Annotated in this window: 16 protein-coding genes; 3 read left to right on the top strand and 13 right to left on the bottom strand. The window is 70.4% G+C overall.

The annotated features are described in order from the left end of the window. Nucleotides 1-94: 94 nt before the first annotated feature. From thpD to ACERZO_RS35145, 7 genes are all read right to left on the bottom strand, one after another. Nucleotides 95-997 (bottom strand): ectoine hydroxylase, encoded by a 903-nt coding sequence (gene thpD / locus ACERZO_RS35175; RefSeq protein ID WP_372670136.1) that lies wholly within the window; start codon nt 995-997, stop codon nt 95-97. A gap of 30 nt (nt 998-1027) precedes the next feature. Continuing rightward, nucleotides 1028-1420, bottom strand: coding sequence for an ectoine synthase (locus ACERZO_RS35170; protein ID WP_372670134.1), 393 nt, complete (start codon nt 1418-1420; stop codon nt 1028-1030). Between the two features lie 12 nt (nt 1421-1432). After that, complete coding sequence (gene ectB / locus ACERZO_RS35165; protein WP_372670132.1) at nt 1433-2686, bottom strand: diaminobutyrate--2-oxoglutarate transaminase; 1254 nt, start codon at nt 2684-2686, stop codon at nt 1433-1435. A gap of 15 nt (nt 2687-2701) precedes the next feature. Further along, nucleotides 2702-3214 carry a diaminobutyrate acetyltransferase gene (gene ectA, locus ACERZO_RS35160; protein ID WP_372670410.1) on the bottom strand — a complete coding sequence of 171 codons (513 nt, stop codon included), beginning with the start codon at nt 3212-3214 and terminating at the stop codon, nt 2702-2704. A 219-nt stretch (nt 3215-3433) separates the two neighbouring features. After that, nucleotides 3434-6367 carry a patatin-like protein gene (locus ACERZO_RS35155; RefSeq protein WP_372670130.1) on the bottom strand — a complete coding sequence of 978 codons (2934 nt, stop codon included), beginning with the start codon at nt 6365-6367 and terminating at the stop codon, nt 3434-3436. A gap of 110 nt (nt 6368-6477) precedes the next feature. Beyond that, the gene (locus ACERZO_RS35150; protein WP_372670128.1) at nt 6478-7713 is read right to left on the bottom strand and encodes a DUF445 domain-containing protein; all 1236 of its coding nucleotides are present in this window, start codon (nt 7711-7713) and stop codon (nt 6478-6480) included. A gap of 4 nt (nt 7714-7717) precedes the next feature. Further along, nucleotides 7718-8509 (bottom strand): Abi-alpha family protein, encoded by a 792-nt coding sequence (locus ACERZO_RS35145; protein ID WP_372670126.1) that lies wholly within the window; start codon nt 8507-8509, stop codon nt 7718-7720. A 72-nt stretch (nt 8510-8581) separates the two neighbouring features. Here ACERZO_RS35145 and ACERZO_RS35140 point away from each other — a divergent pair, with 72 nt between their 5' ends. Next, entirely contained in the window at nt 8582-9403 is an 822-nt protein-coding gene (locus tag ACERZO_RS35140) for a maleylpyruvate isomerase family mycothiol-dependent enzyme (protein WP_372670123.1), read from the top strand. Between the two features lie 3 nt (nt 9404-9406). Here the strand turns inward: ACERZO_RS35140 and ACERZO_RS35135 are convergent, their stop codons facing one another. From ACERZO_RS35135 to ACERZO_RS35120, 4 genes are read right to left on the bottom strand one after another with little or no spacing between them, the layout of a single operon-like run. Beyond that, nucleotides 9407-9868, bottom strand: a complete 462-nt coding sequence (locus ACERZO_RS35135; RefSeq protein WP_372670121.1) for a LapA family protein — start codon at nt 9866-9868, stop codon at nt 9407-9409. Between the two features lie 46 nt (nt 9869-9914). Further along, nucleotides 9915-11054 carry a dipeptidase gene (locus ACERZO_RS35130; RefSeq protein WP_372670119.1) on the bottom strand — a complete coding sequence of 380 codons (1140 nt, stop codon included), beginning with the start codon at nt 11052-11054 and terminating at the stop codon, nt 9915-9917. Between the two features lie 42 nt (nt 11055-11096). Next, entirely contained in the window at nt 11097-11699 is a 603-nt protein-coding gene (locus ACERZO_RS35125; RefSeq protein WP_372670117.1) for an alpha/beta hydrolase, read from the bottom strand. Further along, nucleotides 11696-12661: a ring-cleaving dioxygenase gene (locus ACERZO_RS35120; RefSeq protein ID WP_372670115.1), complete on the bottom strand. Its 966-nt coding sequence runs from the start codon at nt 12659-12661 to the stop codon at nt 11696-11698. The genes ACERZO_RS35125 and ACERZO_RS35120 overlap by 4 nt, the downstream gene beginning before the upstream one ends. Nucleotides 12662-12744: 83 nt before the next feature. Here ACERZO_RS35120 and ACERZO_RS35115 point away from each other — a divergent pair, with 83 nt between their 5' ends. Together ACERZO_RS35115 and ACERZO_RS35110 are read left to right on the top strand one after the other, a co-directional pair. Further along, nucleotides 12745-13191: a MarR family winged helix-turn-helix transcriptional regulator gene (locus ACERZO_RS35115; protein ID WP_372670113.1), complete on the top strand. Its 447-nt coding sequence runs from the start codon at nt 12745-12747 to the stop codon at nt 13189-13191. A 52-nt stretch (nt 13192-13243) separates the two neighbouring features. Next, the gene (locus ACERZO_RS35110) at nt 13244-13624 is read left to right on the top strand and encodes a VOC family protein (RefSeq protein WP_372670111.1); all 381 of its coding nucleotides are present in this window, start codon (nt 13244-13246) and stop codon (nt 13622-13624) included. Here the strand turns inward: ACERZO_RS35110 and ACERZO_RS35105 are convergent. Both ACERZO_RS35105 and ACERZO_RS35100 read right to left on the bottom strand, forming a co-directional pair. Continuing rightward, nucleotides 13616-14470 carry an amidohydrolase family protein gene (locus ACERZO_RS35105; RefSeq protein ID WP_372670110.1) on the bottom strand — a complete coding sequence of 285 codons (855 nt, stop codon included), beginning with the start codon at nt 14468-14470 and terminating at the stop codon, nt 13616-13618. The two genes, ACERZO_RS35110 and ACERZO_RS35105, sit on opposite strands and share 9 nt — an antisense overlap. Next, a complete protein-coding gene (locus tag ACERZO_RS35100) occupies nt 14467-16011 on the bottom strand; it encodes a benzoate-CoA ligase family protein (RefSeq protein WP_372670108.1) in 1545 nt (514 codons plus the stop codon). Before ACERZO_RS35100 ends, ACERZO_RS35105 begins: the two co-directional genes overlap by 4 nt. Nucleotides 16012-16013 lie beyond the last annotated feature (2 nt).

Below are 16013 nucleotides of genomic sequence, written 5' to 3'. Positions count from 1 at the left end.
TCGTCCGCGAAGACGTCTGTTGCGCGGACCACACGCCCGCGCGGTGGCGACACGGTAACAGGGCGCACCTGGCCGGTCACCGGCGGGCTGTGCTTTACCGCGAGATCGGGGTCGAGTCGCGGCCGGCGATGAACGCGGGCCGCGGCGTGCTCGCGGCGAACGGTTCCTGCAACGCGTTCTCCACGCTGTTGAACACCAGGAAGATGTTCGAGCGCGGGTACGGGGTGATGTTGTTGCCGGAGCCGTGCATGATGTTCGAGTCGAACCACAGCGCCGAACCCGCCTGGCCGGTGAACTGGTCGATGCCGTGCTCGGCCGCCATCTTCGTGATGTCGTCCTCGCTGGGCACGCCCACCCGCTGGTCCTTGAGCGACGCCTTGTAGTTGTCGTCCGGCGTCTCGCCGGCGCACTGGACGAACGTCCGGTGCGAGCCCGGCATGATCATCAGGCCGCCGTTGAACGGGTAGTTGTCGGTCAGCGCGATGGAGCAGCTGACCGCGCGCGGGGCCGGCATGCCGTCCTCCGCGTGCCAGGTTTCGAAGTCCGAGTGCCAGTAGAACCCGGTGCCCTTGAACCCGGGCATGTAGTTGACGCGGCTCTGGTGGACGTACACCTCCGAGCCGAGCAGCTGCCGGGCCCGGTCCAGCACGCGCGGGTCGCGCACCAGCTCGGCGATCAGGGCCGAGATCTCGTGGACGTCGAAGATCGACCGGACCTCACCGGTCTTCGCCTCGGTGATCACGCGCTCGTCCCTGGCCAGCTCGTCGTCGGAGGACAGCCGCACCAGCTCCTGCCAGTACGTCTGCACCTCCCCGACGGAGAGCAGGTCCTCGACCACGGTGTAGCCCTTGGTCTCGTGGTTGGCCAGCGTGGCGGCGTCGATCGGGCCGTCGGCTTCGGTGCCCCACACGGTGGGGTGCACGCGCGGCAGGTGCTCCGGCGTACCGGTGATCCGGGTCGGGTAACCGTCGTCGACCCGGGTGTCCGTCAGCGTCACGGGCTTCGCCTCCTGTTTCCTCTCCGGGGTTTACGAGTCCTCGGTGATCAGCGGGTACACGCCGTTCTCGTCGTGCACCTCGCGGCCGGTCACCGGCGGGTTGAACACGCACACGCACTTGATCTCGGTCTTCGGCCGGACCTGGTGCTTGTCGTGGTCGTTGAGCAGGTAGAGGGTGCCGGGCTTGAGCTGGTGCACCTCACCGGTCGCGAGGTCTTCGATCTCGCCCTCGCCGGAGGTGATGAACACCGCCTCGATGTGGTTGGCGTACCAGAAGTCGTTGACCGTCCCCGCGTACAGCGTGGTCTCGTGCACCGAGAAGCCGACGCCCTCCTTGGCCAGGATGATTCTCTTGCTGCGCCAGTTCGGGGTCTTGATGTCGGCGTCGGTGTCGGTGATCTCGTCGAGCGTGCGGACGAGCACGGGCAATCTCCTTTACTTCTTGAGAACGGCCTTGATCGACTCGTCGATGATCGACAGGCCCTGCGTCAGTTCGTCGTCGGTGAGGGTCAGCGGCGGCAGCAGCTTCATGACTTCGCCGTCGGGGCCGGAGGTTTCCATCAGCAGGCCGCGCGCGAACGCTTCCGCGCAGACGCGGCCGGCCAGGTCGCCGTTCTGGAACTCGATGCCGCGCGCGAGGCCGCGGCCCTTGGCGTAGAGCTTCGCGTCGGGGTAGGACTCGACGATGCCGGAGAAGGCCGCGGCGATGCGCTCGCCCTTGGCCTTGGTCGACTTCTCGAGCTCGTCGTCGCTCCAGTAGACGTCGATCGCTTCCTTGGCGGTGACGAACGCCGGGCTGATGCCGCGGAAGGTGCCGTTGTGCTCGCCGGGCTCCCAGACGTCGAGCTCCGGCTTGATCAGCGTCAGCGCCATCGGGATGCCGTAGCCGCCGATGGACTTCGAGAGGCAGACGATGTCCGGCTTGATCCCGGCGTCCTCGAAGCTGAAGAACGGCCCGGTGCGGCCGCAGCCCATCTGGACGTCGTCGAGGATCAGCAGGATGTTGTGGCGCTTGCAGAGGTCGTCGAGACCCTTCAGCCACTCCAGGCGCGCGGCGTTGATGCCGCCCTCGCCCTGGACGCCCTCGACGATCACCGCGGCCGGCTCGTTGAGCCCGCTGCCGGAGTCTTCCAGGAGCTTCTCGAAGTACAGGAAGTCCGGCATCGCGCCGTCGAAGTACTTGTCGTACGGCATCGGGGTGGCGTGCACCAGCGGGACGCCGGCGCCGCCGCGCTTCATCGAGTTGCCGGTGACCGAGAGCGCGCCCAGCGTCATGCCGTGGAACGCGTTGGTGAAGTTGATGACCGACTCCTTGCCGGTCACCTTGCGCGCCAGCTTCAGCGCGGCTTCGACGGCGTTCGCGCCGCCCGGCCCGGGGAAGACGACCTTGTAGCCGTACCCGCGCGGGTCGAGGATCTTGTCGCGGAAGGTCTGCAGGAAGTCGCGCTTGGCCACGGTGAACATGTCCAGGGCGTGGGTGACGCCGTCGCGCTGGATGTAGTCGATCAGCGCCTGCTTGAGCGCCGGGTTGTTGTGCCCGTAGTTCAGCGCGCCGGCCCCGGCGAAGAAGTCCAGATAGGGCTTTCCGCTCTCGTCGTACAGCCAGCTGCCCTGCGCGCGGTCGAACACGACCGGCCAGCCGCGGCTGTAGCTGCGGACTTCGGATTCGAGCTCTTCGAAGATGCTCATGACGTTTCTTTTCTCCTACTCGCCCGGATCTTTGCGTGCCGTGAGCGGACCGATGCGGTAAAGCTCTTCCGGTAGGTGTTCGCCGTCGCCGGGGAAATCCGCGCCGTCGAACAGCACCGTGGTTTCCATCGACGCCTCCCAACGCTTCGCGAAGGAGGTGAACAGCCGGATGGACGCTTCGTTGTCCGGGGTGATGGTGGTCTCGAGGTAACGCACTCCGGCGTCGACCAGGCGGTCGTACAGGGCGTCGAGCAGCTTCCCTGCCAGGCCCTTCCCGCGCTGGGACGCGTCGACCGCGACCTGCCAGACGAACCCGACCTCGGGTTCACCCGGCCTGCGGTAGCCGGTGACGAATCCGACCGCCTTGCCGTCTTCACGCGCGACGACCGAGGACTCGGCGAAATCGCGGCACCACAGCATGTATGCGTACGGCGAGTTGAGATCGAGCTTGGCGGAATCGCGCGCGATTCTCCACAGCTCCGCGCCGTCCGCCTTGGTCGGGGATTCGATCAAGTGCGTTACGGACATACTCAGGAAACGTAACAGAGAATTTTCCGCCTGCCAGCGATGCAGCTCACGACCCCCGCGATGACCTGCGACGACGCGGAGTACCCGGTGAGCAGTCCCACAAACATGTTTGAAGCAGCCGGTGCTTGGGCACACGCGCGCCTGGGTCGCTCGCGCGTGGCTCGCGGCCTATTCGCACGATGAACCCTCGCGCCCGTGATCGCAAGGCGACGGGCCGGTTCAGGCTCGCTTGCGGTGCCTCAGCCGGCGCCAGATCCCGCTCAGCGGCATCACCACCGCGGGCAGGATCAACAGGCCGGAGACCACGAGCCACCACACCGCGCCCTCACCGCGCCGCCAGCCCGCGACGACCCCGCCGAGCCAGCCGAAGAACGGCCCGGCGATCGGCGGGAGGAACGCGGCCAGCAGCAGCGCCGCGACCACCAGCACGCCGAGCGCGGCGAACAGCCTCCGCGCGAACCGGCCCATCGTGAGCAGCGCCGTCGCGAGGTAGACGACCGCGCCGGCGAGCACCGGCAGGCCGATCCACTGCAGCACCGCGCCGCCGTTGTTGCCGAGCACCAGCCCGGCGAGCAGCGCGAGGAGGCCGGCCCCCAGCGAGCCCGCCGTGCCGAGGCGGGACGCGCCCTGGGCGACCTTCGCCGTGCTCCTGGCCACCGTCCGCAGCATGCCCGCCACCGTCTGCGGCCAGCCGCCGGGCAGCCGGAACGCGACCGTGCCGGCGTTCACCACGGCCGCGCCGAGCGCGACGAGCGTGCGGGTCAGCCGCGCGGTGCCCTGCTCGCCGGCGAGTTTCTCGGCCGAGACGCGGCACGCCTGGAACCGAGCCTGCGCGGCGCCGACGTCGACGCGGGGACGGTCCTCGGCCAGCGCTTCCTCGATGTTCTTGGCGTCCCGGGCGTCGTGGCGGACCGTGAGGTCGACGACCGGCAGCTCCTCCGCGGCGATCTCGGCCTGCCGCGACCGGGCCAGCACCATCGCCGTCACCGGCAGGCCGACCGGCCGCTCGGGCTTGAAGTCGACCGGCCGCAGGTCGGCGTCGAGACCCAGGAAGGCCAGTTCGGCCGTGAGCTGATCGCGCAGCTGCGCCGCCTCCTGCGGCGTGCAGCGGTCCTGTTCGTCGGGCTTGCGCCAGGACGGGCCGAACGCGGCGACGAGCTCGTCGCGGAACCGCTCCCGGCCGAGGACGTCCCGCAGCGTCTCGAGGCGGACGGGGTCGAGCAGGCACTGGACGAGCCACCCGGCGCCGTCGACGCGGCCCCACATCCAGTCGCTGGCCCGCCACGACGCCTTGTAGAACGCGCCGAAGTAGCTCGCCTGCAGCCCGGTCAGCTTGTCCCCCGACCGCTGCCGCGTCATGTCCAGCAGCGTCCGCGAATCGGCGCTGACCTGCACCAGGTCGACGCGCTGGTCGACCGACGGCGCCTGGGCGAGCAGCCCGCGCGTCGCCACGTGCAGGGCCAGGAGCCGGGCTTGGACGACCTCGTCGGCCACCTCGGGCGTCAACGCCAGCCAGTCCAGCAGGGTGGTCACGGTGTCGTCGCCGCCGGCCAGCGCCCGCAGCGTCGGCGCCGCGGCGCGCAGGCCGGCGACCACCTTCGGCCACGCCTCGGCGACGGCGGCGGAGCGGCCCAGCCCGGCCCACTCCTCGGCCAGTTCGCGGATCCAGGCTTCGAGGGTGCTGCTCGCGCCCGGCCCGGCGTGCGCGGCCACCCACTGCCCGAGCCGGACCCCGCGCGAGGCCGTCGACCGCGCGGCGTGGAGCTCGGCGCGGGCGTCGTTGAGCTCCTTCGCACGCGTGGCGTCCGGCTGCAGCCGGAACCCGGCGTTGATCAGCTGCAGGCCGGTGGCGACGGCGTCGTCGAGCGCGGTCGTCCGGTAGCCGACGAGGTCGGCGACGGCGATGCCGGCAGGCGGCGGGGTGGCCGGGACCCCGCTCGTCAACCCGGCGATGGCGATCGCGCGCAGCTGCCGCGACATCCCGGACGCCCAGTCGCGGTCCGGGGTGTCCGCTTCGGACAGCGCGTACCGCCGGGCGGCGACCCGGACGAGCTCGGCGGCGTCCTCGGCGGTCCGCCGCTCGAGGTAGGCGGCGGCGATCCGCTCGTCGACGAGGTGCTCGGGCCCACCGCGAAGTCCCAGTGCGGCAAGGGAAACGCGGGTGTCCCGCGCGCGGAGCACGGCGTCGTTGTGCCGGGTCAGGTCGTCCAGCTCGGCGCTGATCGACTGGCTCATCACGGTGTTGACGACCTTGGCCATGGCGTGCGACAGCAGCGGCGGATCGGCGGGATCGCACTCGACGGCGTCGGCGTCCTTTTCGCCGGTGGGCACGACGTAGAGCAGCAGCCGCCGGACGTCCGAGTGCGACGGGCGTTCGAAGATCTCGCGCAGCGCGGGCCGCAGCGGTTTGTTCAGCAGCACGCCGCCGTCGGTGAGCCAGTGCGAGCGGGTCAGCTCGGTGTACGGCGTCATGTCGGGGTGCAGCCGGTCGGTGCCCTCGGCGCCGATGGGCATCCGCGACAGCTCGAACGCGCCGGGGAACGACGCGGTGGAGCGGGCCGCCAGCGCGAGCGGCCCCTCCACCCCGGGTGTCCACAGTGGACCGCAGAACCGGAAGAGCATCCGGTGTTCGGTGTCCCGCACGAGGTTCCCGAGCGCGTCGTCGAACCGGGTGGTCTCACCGTCGATCATCGTCCCGGTGAGCAGCACGGTGACGTCGGGCTCCGCGGCGGGCGGTGTTCCGTGGCCGGTGATCTGCCGCAGGGCTTGTTCGAGGTCCCCGAGCAGCACGCGGTCGCCGTCGAGCACCGACCGCGGTTCCTTTTCGCGCGGGTCCCGGATCAGGTTTTCCAGCGAACCGATGGTGATCCAGGTGTCGCGCAGGACTTCCGGCGTCGAGCCGAAGGCCTCGGCGAGCCCGAGGCAGGCGGCGTTGACGCCGCCGGCACTGGTCCCGGTGAGGACGTCGACCGAGACGGTGGCGCGCAGCAGGTCCAGGAGTTTCCGGTAGAGCCCGGGCTCGGCGTCCCCGCGCGATTCCCGCAGCAGCCGGGACGTCTCGGTGGCGACGCCGCCCATCCAGATGGCGAGGCTGGAGCCGCCCACCATGGTCACCGCCAGGCGGATCTCCTGCGGCCAAGGTTCAGCAGTCATGGGGCTCCCCCGCCCGGTCGTCGTCCTGACGCAGACTAGTGGCGCAAGGTAAGCACCGGGATACGTCCGGGTGTACGGCCGTTCGGGTGGAGTTGCTCGCCCGTCCGGGCTCAGACCGCGAGGTGCTCCAGCAACAGCACCTGTCCCTCACCGACCGCGAACCCCAGCACCGCCCCGGTGGCGATCAAAATCCACTCGTCCTGCTCGAAAGCCGGCCGCAGCAACCGCTCGAACTCCCGGGGCGACAGCTCCTTCATCTTCGACACCAGCACGTTCCGGATGTCCATCGCATCGGTCGCGTAGTCCTCGATGTACCGCATCGTCTCCGGGAGCCGCGACATGATCTGCGAAGCGATCGCCAGCTTCACGTCCTGGTACTTGCGCGAGCCCACCGCGAACACCAGCAACGGCTTCGCCACACTGCCCAGCTCCCGGTCCAGCTGGCGCTGGATCAACGCCAGCACCCGGTCCGACAGCGGCCCGTGCAAAATGGCCTCGATGACGTTGTGCGGGGTGATGATCTCCTTCGCGATCAACGAACCGTACGCCTCCGCGACCTCCGCGCGCCGCTTCAGGAACAACCCCTGCCACTCGACCCCGAAATAGCGCCGCGGTTCGATCGGGTAGAAGATCATCCGCAGTGCCAGCCAGTCGGTGAACCAGCCCGTGAACAACCCGAAGATCGGCATGATCGGCGGGAACTTGAACAGCACCCACGCCACCATCTGGATCACGCCGATCGCGCCGCCGAAGACCAGCCCGGACCGCGCGATGAACTTGAACTCCTTCGCGCCCGCCTCCTGGAAGATGCGGTTCAGCAGGCGCTTGTCCTTGACCAGGCTGGTGACCACCATGCCCTTGAGGTCGAACACACTGTCCACATCGGACTTGATCAGGTCGAGCACCGCCGCGACCATGCGCGGCGACTCGTGCTGGACGCGCTCGATCACCAGGCGCTGGACGCGCACCGGCAACGACTCCCACAGCCCCGGCTGGTAGTGCCCGGCCACCTCGCGGACGATGTCCTCGACGCCCGCCAGCAGCGGTTTCTCGATCTCCTGGGCGATCCGGCCGGCGTCCAGCCGCGCGACGACCTCCGCCGGCTTGATCAGCTGCTCGGTCATCGTGTCGCACGCGATGCTCGCCATCCGGGCCGCGCGCTTGGGCACGATGCCCTGCCAGCCCAGGAACGGCTTGACGCCGATGAACTCCACCGGCTGGAACATCATCCGGATCGCCACGAGCTTGGTGCCGTAGCCGATCAGCGCGGCCACGATCGGGATCGAGACGTAGAGGGGCCAGTGCTGCGCGAAGTCGGCGAGGATGCCGCTGAGGAAGGCCCCCATCCGGCTAGGCGAAGCTCGGGTCGCAGGCCTGCCAGAACTGCGCCCCCAGGCGCGAGATGTGGATCGTCCGCCGGACGTACTTCGCGCGCTTGACGTGCTTCTCCGCGTCTCGCACGGTCTCGTCGGTCAGCAGGATCTCGTACTGCGTCTCCAGCGACGGCACCTCTTCGTCGAGGTCGACCAGGCCCAGCCCGATCAGCCGCGTCACGTACCCGGGCACCTGGTCGGGCAGCGACACCCCGGCCGCCTTGCCGACCGTCGACGCGTTGCGCAGCGCGACCCGGCCCGTGCCGCCGATGCCGGTCCGCTCGACGACGTCGATCGCGGGGAACGGCGAGCCGTCCGACAGCGCGGACAGGATGCGTGCCTCGTCGGGCGTCAGCTGGCGCAGGATGATCGCGTAGAAGTACTCGCGGGCGCGTTCGCGGCCGAAGCCGATGGAGTGGTTGAGCAGCTCGGCCATCGCGGCGCGCAGCGGCTCGGCGTGGTTGTCGCGGGCGGGGACGAGCGTGACGGTCGCTTCGACCTTCCCCGGCACCGCCGGGCGGTTCATCGCCGACGCCGCCGTCAGCGCCGCGTGGTACGGGTCGTCGACCTCGTCGAGCCGGCGCCGCAGCTCGGCCAGCAGGGAGTGCTCCACCTGCCGCACCGTGCGTTCGGCGGTCTCGACGCCGGGGAGTTTGCGGCCGAGCGCGAACCCGGTGCGCGCGGCCCAGCCCGCCAGCTGCCCGGCGCGGCGGGCGAGGTCGGCCACCTCGTCGCCGGTGCCCCGGCCGTTCGGTCGCTCTGCGTTCACCGGTGGACTCCCCTCTGCGTACGGGCTGATGCTACCTGCGGGTAGGCCGAACAGCGGTGTTTGGATGCACACATGAGTCCGACGCGCTGGGGTCCGCCGATCGACGTCCTCCCGTACTTCTCCAAAGAGGAACAGGCGCTGATGACGCTGCTCGGCGCCCTGACCGACGAAGACTGGACGCGCCCCACCAGGTGCGCGGGCTGGTCGGTCAAGGACGTCGCCGCCCACCTGCTGGGTGACAAGGTCGGCCGGCTGTCCCGCGGCCGCGACGGGCACACCGCCGATGCCCCCCGTCCGGGTGAGGCGTTCCCGCGCTTCATCGACCGGCTCAACGAGGAGTGGGTCCTCGCGTGCCGCCGGCTCTCGACGGACGTGCTGCTCACGATGATGTACGAGTTCATGGGCCAGACGACCGAGTACTGGGCGAAGCTCGATCTCGACGTCGAAGGCGAGCCCGTGAGCTGGGCGGGCGACGAGCCGGCGCCGCGCTGGCTGGACGCGGCCCGCGACTATTCGGAGTTCTGGGTCCACCACGTGCAGATCCGCGAAGCTCTCGAACACACGCCGCTGGAAGCCGAGTACGCCGAGCCGATCGCCGACACGTTCGTCCGCGCGCTGCCGCACACCCTGCGCGACGTCGACGCGCGCGTCGGCAAGCAGGTCGGCTACACGGTCACCGGCGCCGGCAAGTGGTACGCGCGCCGCGAGCGGGACGGCTGGACGCTCGACCGCGGCGCCCCGCCGTCACGCACCCCGCTGGCCACCGTGACGACGGACCTGGACACGTTCTGGCGGCTCTGCACGCGCAACGCGGCCGACCTCGGCCGCGTCCGCACGACCGGCGACGAAAGCGTTTGCGCGCAGGTGCTGACGATGACGTCGATCATCGTCTGAGGGTCAGCGGCGCCGCGCCTGCTTCCGCAGCTGCAGGATGCGGGCGCCACCGATCAGCGCGACCAGCGCCGCCCCGCCGATCGCGGAGAACAGCATCGCGATGGCCAGCGGCAGGCTGCCCTCGGCGCCGAAGAAGTGCACGGTCACCGAGTCCAGGTTCTGCAGGATGAAGATCAGCAGCACGATCAGCACGACGAGGCCGGCGATGACCGCGACCCAGGTGCCGCTGATCCGCGTCGGCCGCGGCTTCTTGCCGGTCGCGGGCCTGCTCGGCGCCGGGCGCACCGGCGTGACCTCCTCGGCGCCGGGCCGGACGTCGCCCGCGCGCAGCTCGGCGGGTTCGAGAGCGCCTTCGGGCACGTCGTTCTCGCCCAGCTGGTGGCGGCCGGAACCGTCGCTGCCGGGCAGGTCGTGGCTGGTGGGGCCGGTGGGGCGGTCGGCCGCGCCCCCGCGCGCGTGCGTCATGTCCTCAGTGTCCGTCCGGCACGCGGGGAGCGCCGCGTCAAACCCCCTAACGGGCGAAACCGTCAACCTCCCGGAGCACGCGGAGCGTGTTCTTACCGGCCAGCTTCGCGCAGTCTTCGTCACTCCACCCGCGCTCGAGCAGCGCGGCGAACAACACCGGGTACTTGGACGTGTCCTCCAGCCCCTCCGGCAGGGTGCCCACGCCGTCGTAGTCGCCGCCGAGGCCGATGTGGTCGATCCCCGCGACCTCGCGGGCGTGCTCGACGTGCGCGACGACGTCGTCGACGGTGGCCTTCGGCTTGGCCGGGCCGTCCCACTCCTTCGCGAACTTCCCGCGCAGGCCGAGGTTGCGGTAGTCCTGGCCCGCCGCCTCCATCGCGGCCTTCAGCTCCTGGTCCCACGCGGAGACCTTCGGCGAGATGAACGCCGGCACGAACGTGGTCATCGCGACGCCGCCGTTGCCGGGGAGCAGCGCCAGGACGTCGTCCGGGATGTTGCGCGGGTGGTCGTTCACCGCGAGGCACGAAGAGTGGCTGAAGATCACCGGCACCGAGCTGACCTCGATCGCGTCGCGCATCGTCGCCGGCGCGACGTGCGAGAGGTCGACCATCATGCCGATCTTGTTCATCTCGCGCACGACGTCGCGGCCGAACTCGGTGAGGCCGCCGTGGGCCGGCTCGTCGGTGCCCGAGTCGGCCCAGGTGGTGTTGTAGTTGTGCGTCAGCGTCATGTAGCGGACGCCGAGGCGGCGCAGGATCCGCAGCACGCCGAGCGACTCGGCGATGCTGTGCCCGCCTTCGGCGCCGAGCAGCGACGCGATCCGGCCGTCGGCGAACGCCGCCTCGGCCTCGTCCGCGGTGTCGACCAGCCGCAGCCGGTCGGGGTAGCGCTCGGCCAGCTGGTGGACGACCTCGATCTGCTCCAGCACCGCCGTCACGGCGCTGTGGCCCTCGAACTCGCACGGCACGTACACCGACCAGAACTGCATGCCGAGCTTCCCGTCGGCGAGCTTCGGGAAGTCGGTGTGCAGGGCGGGCTGCCGGACGGTCAGGTCGAGCGACGCGGCGGCCTCGACCGGGTTCGGGCCGCCGTGCTGCCGCAGCTCCCACGGCAGGTCGTTGTGCCCGTCGGCGAGGATGACGGCGTCCAGCAGTTTCGTAGCACGCTGTAGTGCCTCGTTAGTCATCGCCCGATAGTAGGACGAGCCGATATACGCTCCGTACAAACGTCAGGTCATGATCCACTTCGCGGCCGCGCGGACGCCGTCGAGCGTGATCTGGTGCCCGCCGGGGTGGCGCTGCGTGCTGACGTCGGCGCCGCGCTCGCGCAGCAGCCGGATCAGCTCCTCGGTGGACGCCAGCGGCGCCATCGGGTCGCGTTCGCCGTTGGCCAGGAAGACCCGGCTCGCGCCGAGGTCGTTCGAAGGCGGCTCCGGGACCGGCGACATCGCCGCGAACAACGCGGCCTCCCGGACGACCTCCGGCCGCAGCAGCGTCACCGCGGCCGCGATGTTGGCGCCGTTCGAGAACCCGACGGCGACCAGCCGCCGGTCGCCGAGCCCGTACTTCTCGCGGGCTTCGACGACGAAGTCGGCGAGCTCGTTCGCGCGCTTGACGACGTCCTCGTGGTCGAAGACGCCCTCGGCGAGCCGCCGGAACCAGCGCGCGGCGCCGTGCTCGGACACGGGGCCGGCCGGGGCCAGCACGGCGGAGTCCGGGCTCAGCTCACGCGCCAGGCCGAGCAGGTCGTCGGGGCTGCCGCCGGTGCCGTGCAGCAGGAGCAGCAGCGGCGCGTCCGGCGAGCCCTCGACGTACTTGTGCGCCAGCGTCATGACAGCTCCGGGTTGTTCTCGGCGGGGAGGTTGAGCTTGGGCAGCATGTGCCGGATCTCTTCGCGGCGCGGCTCCAGCCACGGCGGCAGCTTGAGCGCGCGGCCCAGCTCCAGCAGCGGCTCGTCGATGGCGAAGCCCGGTTCGTCGGTCGCGACCTCCAGCAGCGTGCCGCCCGGCTCGCGGAAGTAGATCGAGCGGAAGTACTGGCGGTCCAGGATGGACGTGACGTGCACGCCCTGGTCGACGAGCTCTTCGCGCCAGGTCTTCTGGGTTTCCTCGTCCGGCGCGCGCCAGGCGACGTGGTGCACGGTGCCCGCGGCGACCAGCCCGCGCGGCGCGTCCGGTGTCACGAGGACGTCGACCAGCGCGCCCGGCCCGCCTTCACCGGCGGCGAAGCGCAGGCGGTTGCTGTCCTGGTTGGCGAAGGTGAGGCCGAGGCCGTCGGTGAGCATGCCGGCGGTGGCGTCCTCCTTGGTCACCGACAGTGTCACCGAGTGCAGGCCGCGGATGGCGTGCGCGGCCGGGACGAGTTCGGTGTCCCAGGGGTCGCGCGGGTCGCCCTGCGGGTGCGCGACCAGGGCGAGCTTCAAGCCGTCCGGGTCGCGGAACGTGATCGTTTCTTCGTCGTCGGCGTTGCGGACCTGGCCGGTCTCGACCTTGTTGGCGGCCAGGTGCTGCTGCCACCAGCCCAGGGACGCTTCGGGGATGGAGAACGACGTGGTCGTCGCCTGGCCGGTGCCGTGGCGGCCGCTCGGCGCGTCGGGCCACGGGAAGAAGGTCATCAGCGAGCCCGGCTTGCCGGAGCTGTCGCCGTAGTAGAGGTGGTAGGTGCCCGGGTCGTCGAAGTTCACGGTGGTCTTCACCAGCCGCAGACCCAGGGTCCGCAGGTAGAAGTCGGCGTTGCGCTGCGGGTCGCCGCCGATCGCGGTGACGTGGTGCAGGCCGGACGTCTTGATCGACATGGTTGCCTCCTGGTTCCAAGGTAACCGCAGAACCTCTCGCGAGCAAGATATATTCCGTGCAGACTTTCGGGTAGGCTGGCGCGGTGGATCCGAAGACCGACGACGACGAGATCGTCACGTGGTGGGGCCTGGTGATCGAGGGCTACCTGGCCACGCAGGACAAGCTGATGGGCGAGATCGCCGACCGCCTCGGCCTCGCGCCGGCGTCGTTCGACATCCTGCTGCGCCTGGTCCGCTCACCCGAGCACCGGATGCCGATGACCAAGCTGGCCACCGAGGCGGCGCTGTCCAGCGGCGGCTTCACGAAGGTGGCCGACCGCCTGGTCGCGGCGGACCTGATCTGCCGGGTCCCGAGCCCGGACGACCGCCGCGTCACGTTCGCGGCGCTGACCGACCACGGGCTGGACATGGCGAACAAGGCCCGCTCGGCGGCGGCGGAGATCCTGCGGCGCATCGTGCTGACCCCGCTGGGTGACGACGCGCAGGCACTCGCGGAAGCGATGCGCACACTCCGCGCGTTCAACACCTGACGTTGAAAAAGCCTCGCTGGTCAGCGGTTTCCCCGGCGCGCACGATAGGTGCATGCTGACCGAATCGACGATCACGACGATGCTCCCGGTGACCGACAGCGAACGCGCCGGCCACTTCTACGCGGACTCCCTCGGCCTGAAGCAGACGGGGAAGGGCGAGGACGGAACGCTGTACTTCGCGGCGGGCGCGGGCGCGATCGGCCTCCGCCCGATGCCGGCGGGTACCCAAAGCGAAAACACGGCGTTGAGCTTCGAAGTCTCGGACCTCCCCGCCGAAGTCAAGGCGCTGGAGGACCGCGGGGTGCGGTTCCAGGACTTCGAGATGGAGGGCCTGAAGACCGTGGCCCACATCGCGGAGCTGGGCAACGAGCGGGCGGCGTGGTTCACCGACTCCGAGGGCAACGTCCTCTGCCTGCACGAAATCCTAGGCTAGGCCCGGCATCAGCTTGACCGCGTTGCCCGACAGCACGCCGGTCAAGACGTCCTCCGGCAACCCCAGCCCGAGCAGGGTCCGCACGTTCGCCGCCACCGACGGCACGCCGGGCCAGTCCGTCCCGAACACGAACTTCCCGGCCAGCCGGGCCAGGTCGAAGCGCTGGTAGTACTCCGGCAGCTTCTTCGGCGGCAACCCGGCCAGGTCGAGCCAGACGTTCTCGCGCGCCAACGCGAGGAACGCCGCCACGTCGTACCACCAGCCGCGGCCGCCGTGGGCGAAGACGAACTGCACCGACGGGAAGTCTTCGACCACGTCGGACATCAGCTCGGGATTCCCGAAGCTCGTGCGGGAGCCCGGGAAGCTCGACGTGCCCGAATGGAGGATCACCGGCACCCCGCGCTCGGCGCACAACGCGTAGACCGGGTACAGCTCCTTGTCCGCCGGCGAAAACGCGCCGTGCACGGGGTGGATCTTCAGCGCCACCGCGCCCAGGTCGAGCTGCCGCGCCACCTCCGACGCCGGCGGGTGGTGCAGGTACGGGTTGACGTTCGCCACCAGCCGGAACCGCGCCGGGTTGTGCGCCACCAGCGGCAGGTTGTCCTCAATGGACTGGATACCGGTCGCGCGTGGGCTGTACTCGCAGAACAGCAGCACGCGGTCGACGCCCTCGGACTCCATCAGCTCGTCCATCGCCGAGGGGATCACTTCCCCGGCATCGGAGTACACCGACCGCCAGGGATAAGAACCCGCGAAGTCGTGCGCCCACTGGAGCCAGGCGGGTTTGAGCGTCGGCAGGCGAGGTGTGTGGACGTGCGCGTCGACCACGAAGTACCCGTCGATCACGGACTGGGCACCACCCGCAGGACATCGCGGACCTGCTCGCGGATCACGTTGCGGCGGATCTTGCCGGTCGCCGTCTTCGGCAGCTCCGCCAGCTCGACCACTCCGCGCGGGCGCTTGAACGCCGCGAGGCCTTCACGGCAGAACTCGATCAGCTCGTCGGGGTCCACCGCGAAGCCGGGCGCGGCCACCACGCACGCCACCGGTTTGTCGAGCCCGTCGGCATCCGGCGCGGCGACCACCGCGACCTCCGCGACCGCCGGGTGCTGCCGCAGCCGTTCCTCCACTTCGGACGGTGAAACCCAGATCCCGCCCGCCTTCAGCATGTCCCCGAACCGGCCGAGGCACGTGTACGTGCCGTCCTCGTTGCGCACGTAGCTGTCGCCGGTCCGCAGCCACTCGCCCTGGAACACGAGCTTCGTCGCGTCGTAACGCGCCCAGTAGCCGGTCGCCGTCGACGGCCCGGCCACGAAAAGCTCGCCCGGTTTGCCCACGGCGTCGATCACCGCGCCGGCCTCGTCGCGGATCTGCAGGGAGTACCCCGGTACTGCGACGCCGGTGGTGCCCGGCCGCACCGCACCGGGCCGGTTCGACAGGAAGATGTGCAACGCTTCGGTCGACCCGATGCCGTCCAGGATCTCCAGGCCGAAGCGGGCGCGGAACCGTTCGAACAGCGACGCGGGCAGCGGCTCGCCCGCCGAAACGGCGTGCCGCACCGAGGCGAACGAGTCGTCCGGGACGTCGCTGGCGAGCAGCGCCGCGTAGAACGTGGGGACGGCGAAGAACAACGATGGCTGCTCTTCACGCGCGCGTCGCGCGAACAACGCCGGGGTCGGCCGCGAGGGCTCGAGCAGCGTCGTCCCGCCCGCGCCCAGCGGGAAGAAGCACGAATTGCCGAGCCCATAAGCGAAGAAGAGCTTCGGCACGGACAGGAAGCGGTCGACCGGCGTCGTCGCCAGCACGCCGCGCGCGTACGTCTCGCACACCGCGCGGATGCTCGCGTGCCGGTGCATCGCGCCCTTCGGCTGACCGGTCGTCCCGGACGTGTACAGCCACAACGCGGGCGAGTCTTCCCACGTCCGTCCACTTCGGAACGAGCCGCTCAACGACGACCACTCGTGCGTCCGGACGCCGAAGCCCGCCGCGTCCGCCCGGTCCAGCAGGACGTCGGTGACCTCGGGCGCGAACCCGAGCGCGGTCACGGCCTGCTCCGCGAACTCGCCCGACACGCACAGCAGGCGTGCCCGCGAGTCGGCCAGCATCTTGCCCAGTTCGAGCCCGGTGACCATCGTCGAGACCGGCACGGCGACCGCGCCGGCGAGCATCGCGCCGAGGATGCCGGTGAGCAGCTCGACGTCGTCGACCATGCAGAACATGACGCGCTCTTCGGGCCGCACGCCCAGCTCGACGAGCCCGCCCGCGACGCGGCGGGACTCTTCGGCCAGTTCGGCGTAGGTGAGGGTGCGGCGGGGCGACACGACCGCGGTCGCGTCCGGGTGCCCGGCCGTGAGCAGGTACTCCGCGGCGTTGAACGCTGTCGCCACCA

The organism is Amycolatopsis kentuckyensis, assembly GCF_041679295.1.
In the GTDB taxonomy this organism is placed as follows: Bacteria; Actinomycetota; Actinomycetes; order Mycobacteriales; family Pseudonocardiaceae; genus Amycolatopsis; species Amycolatopsis kentuckyensis_A.
Note: the sequence above shows the minus strand (reverse complement) of the source record. Positions and strands in the feature narration are given on the sequence as shown.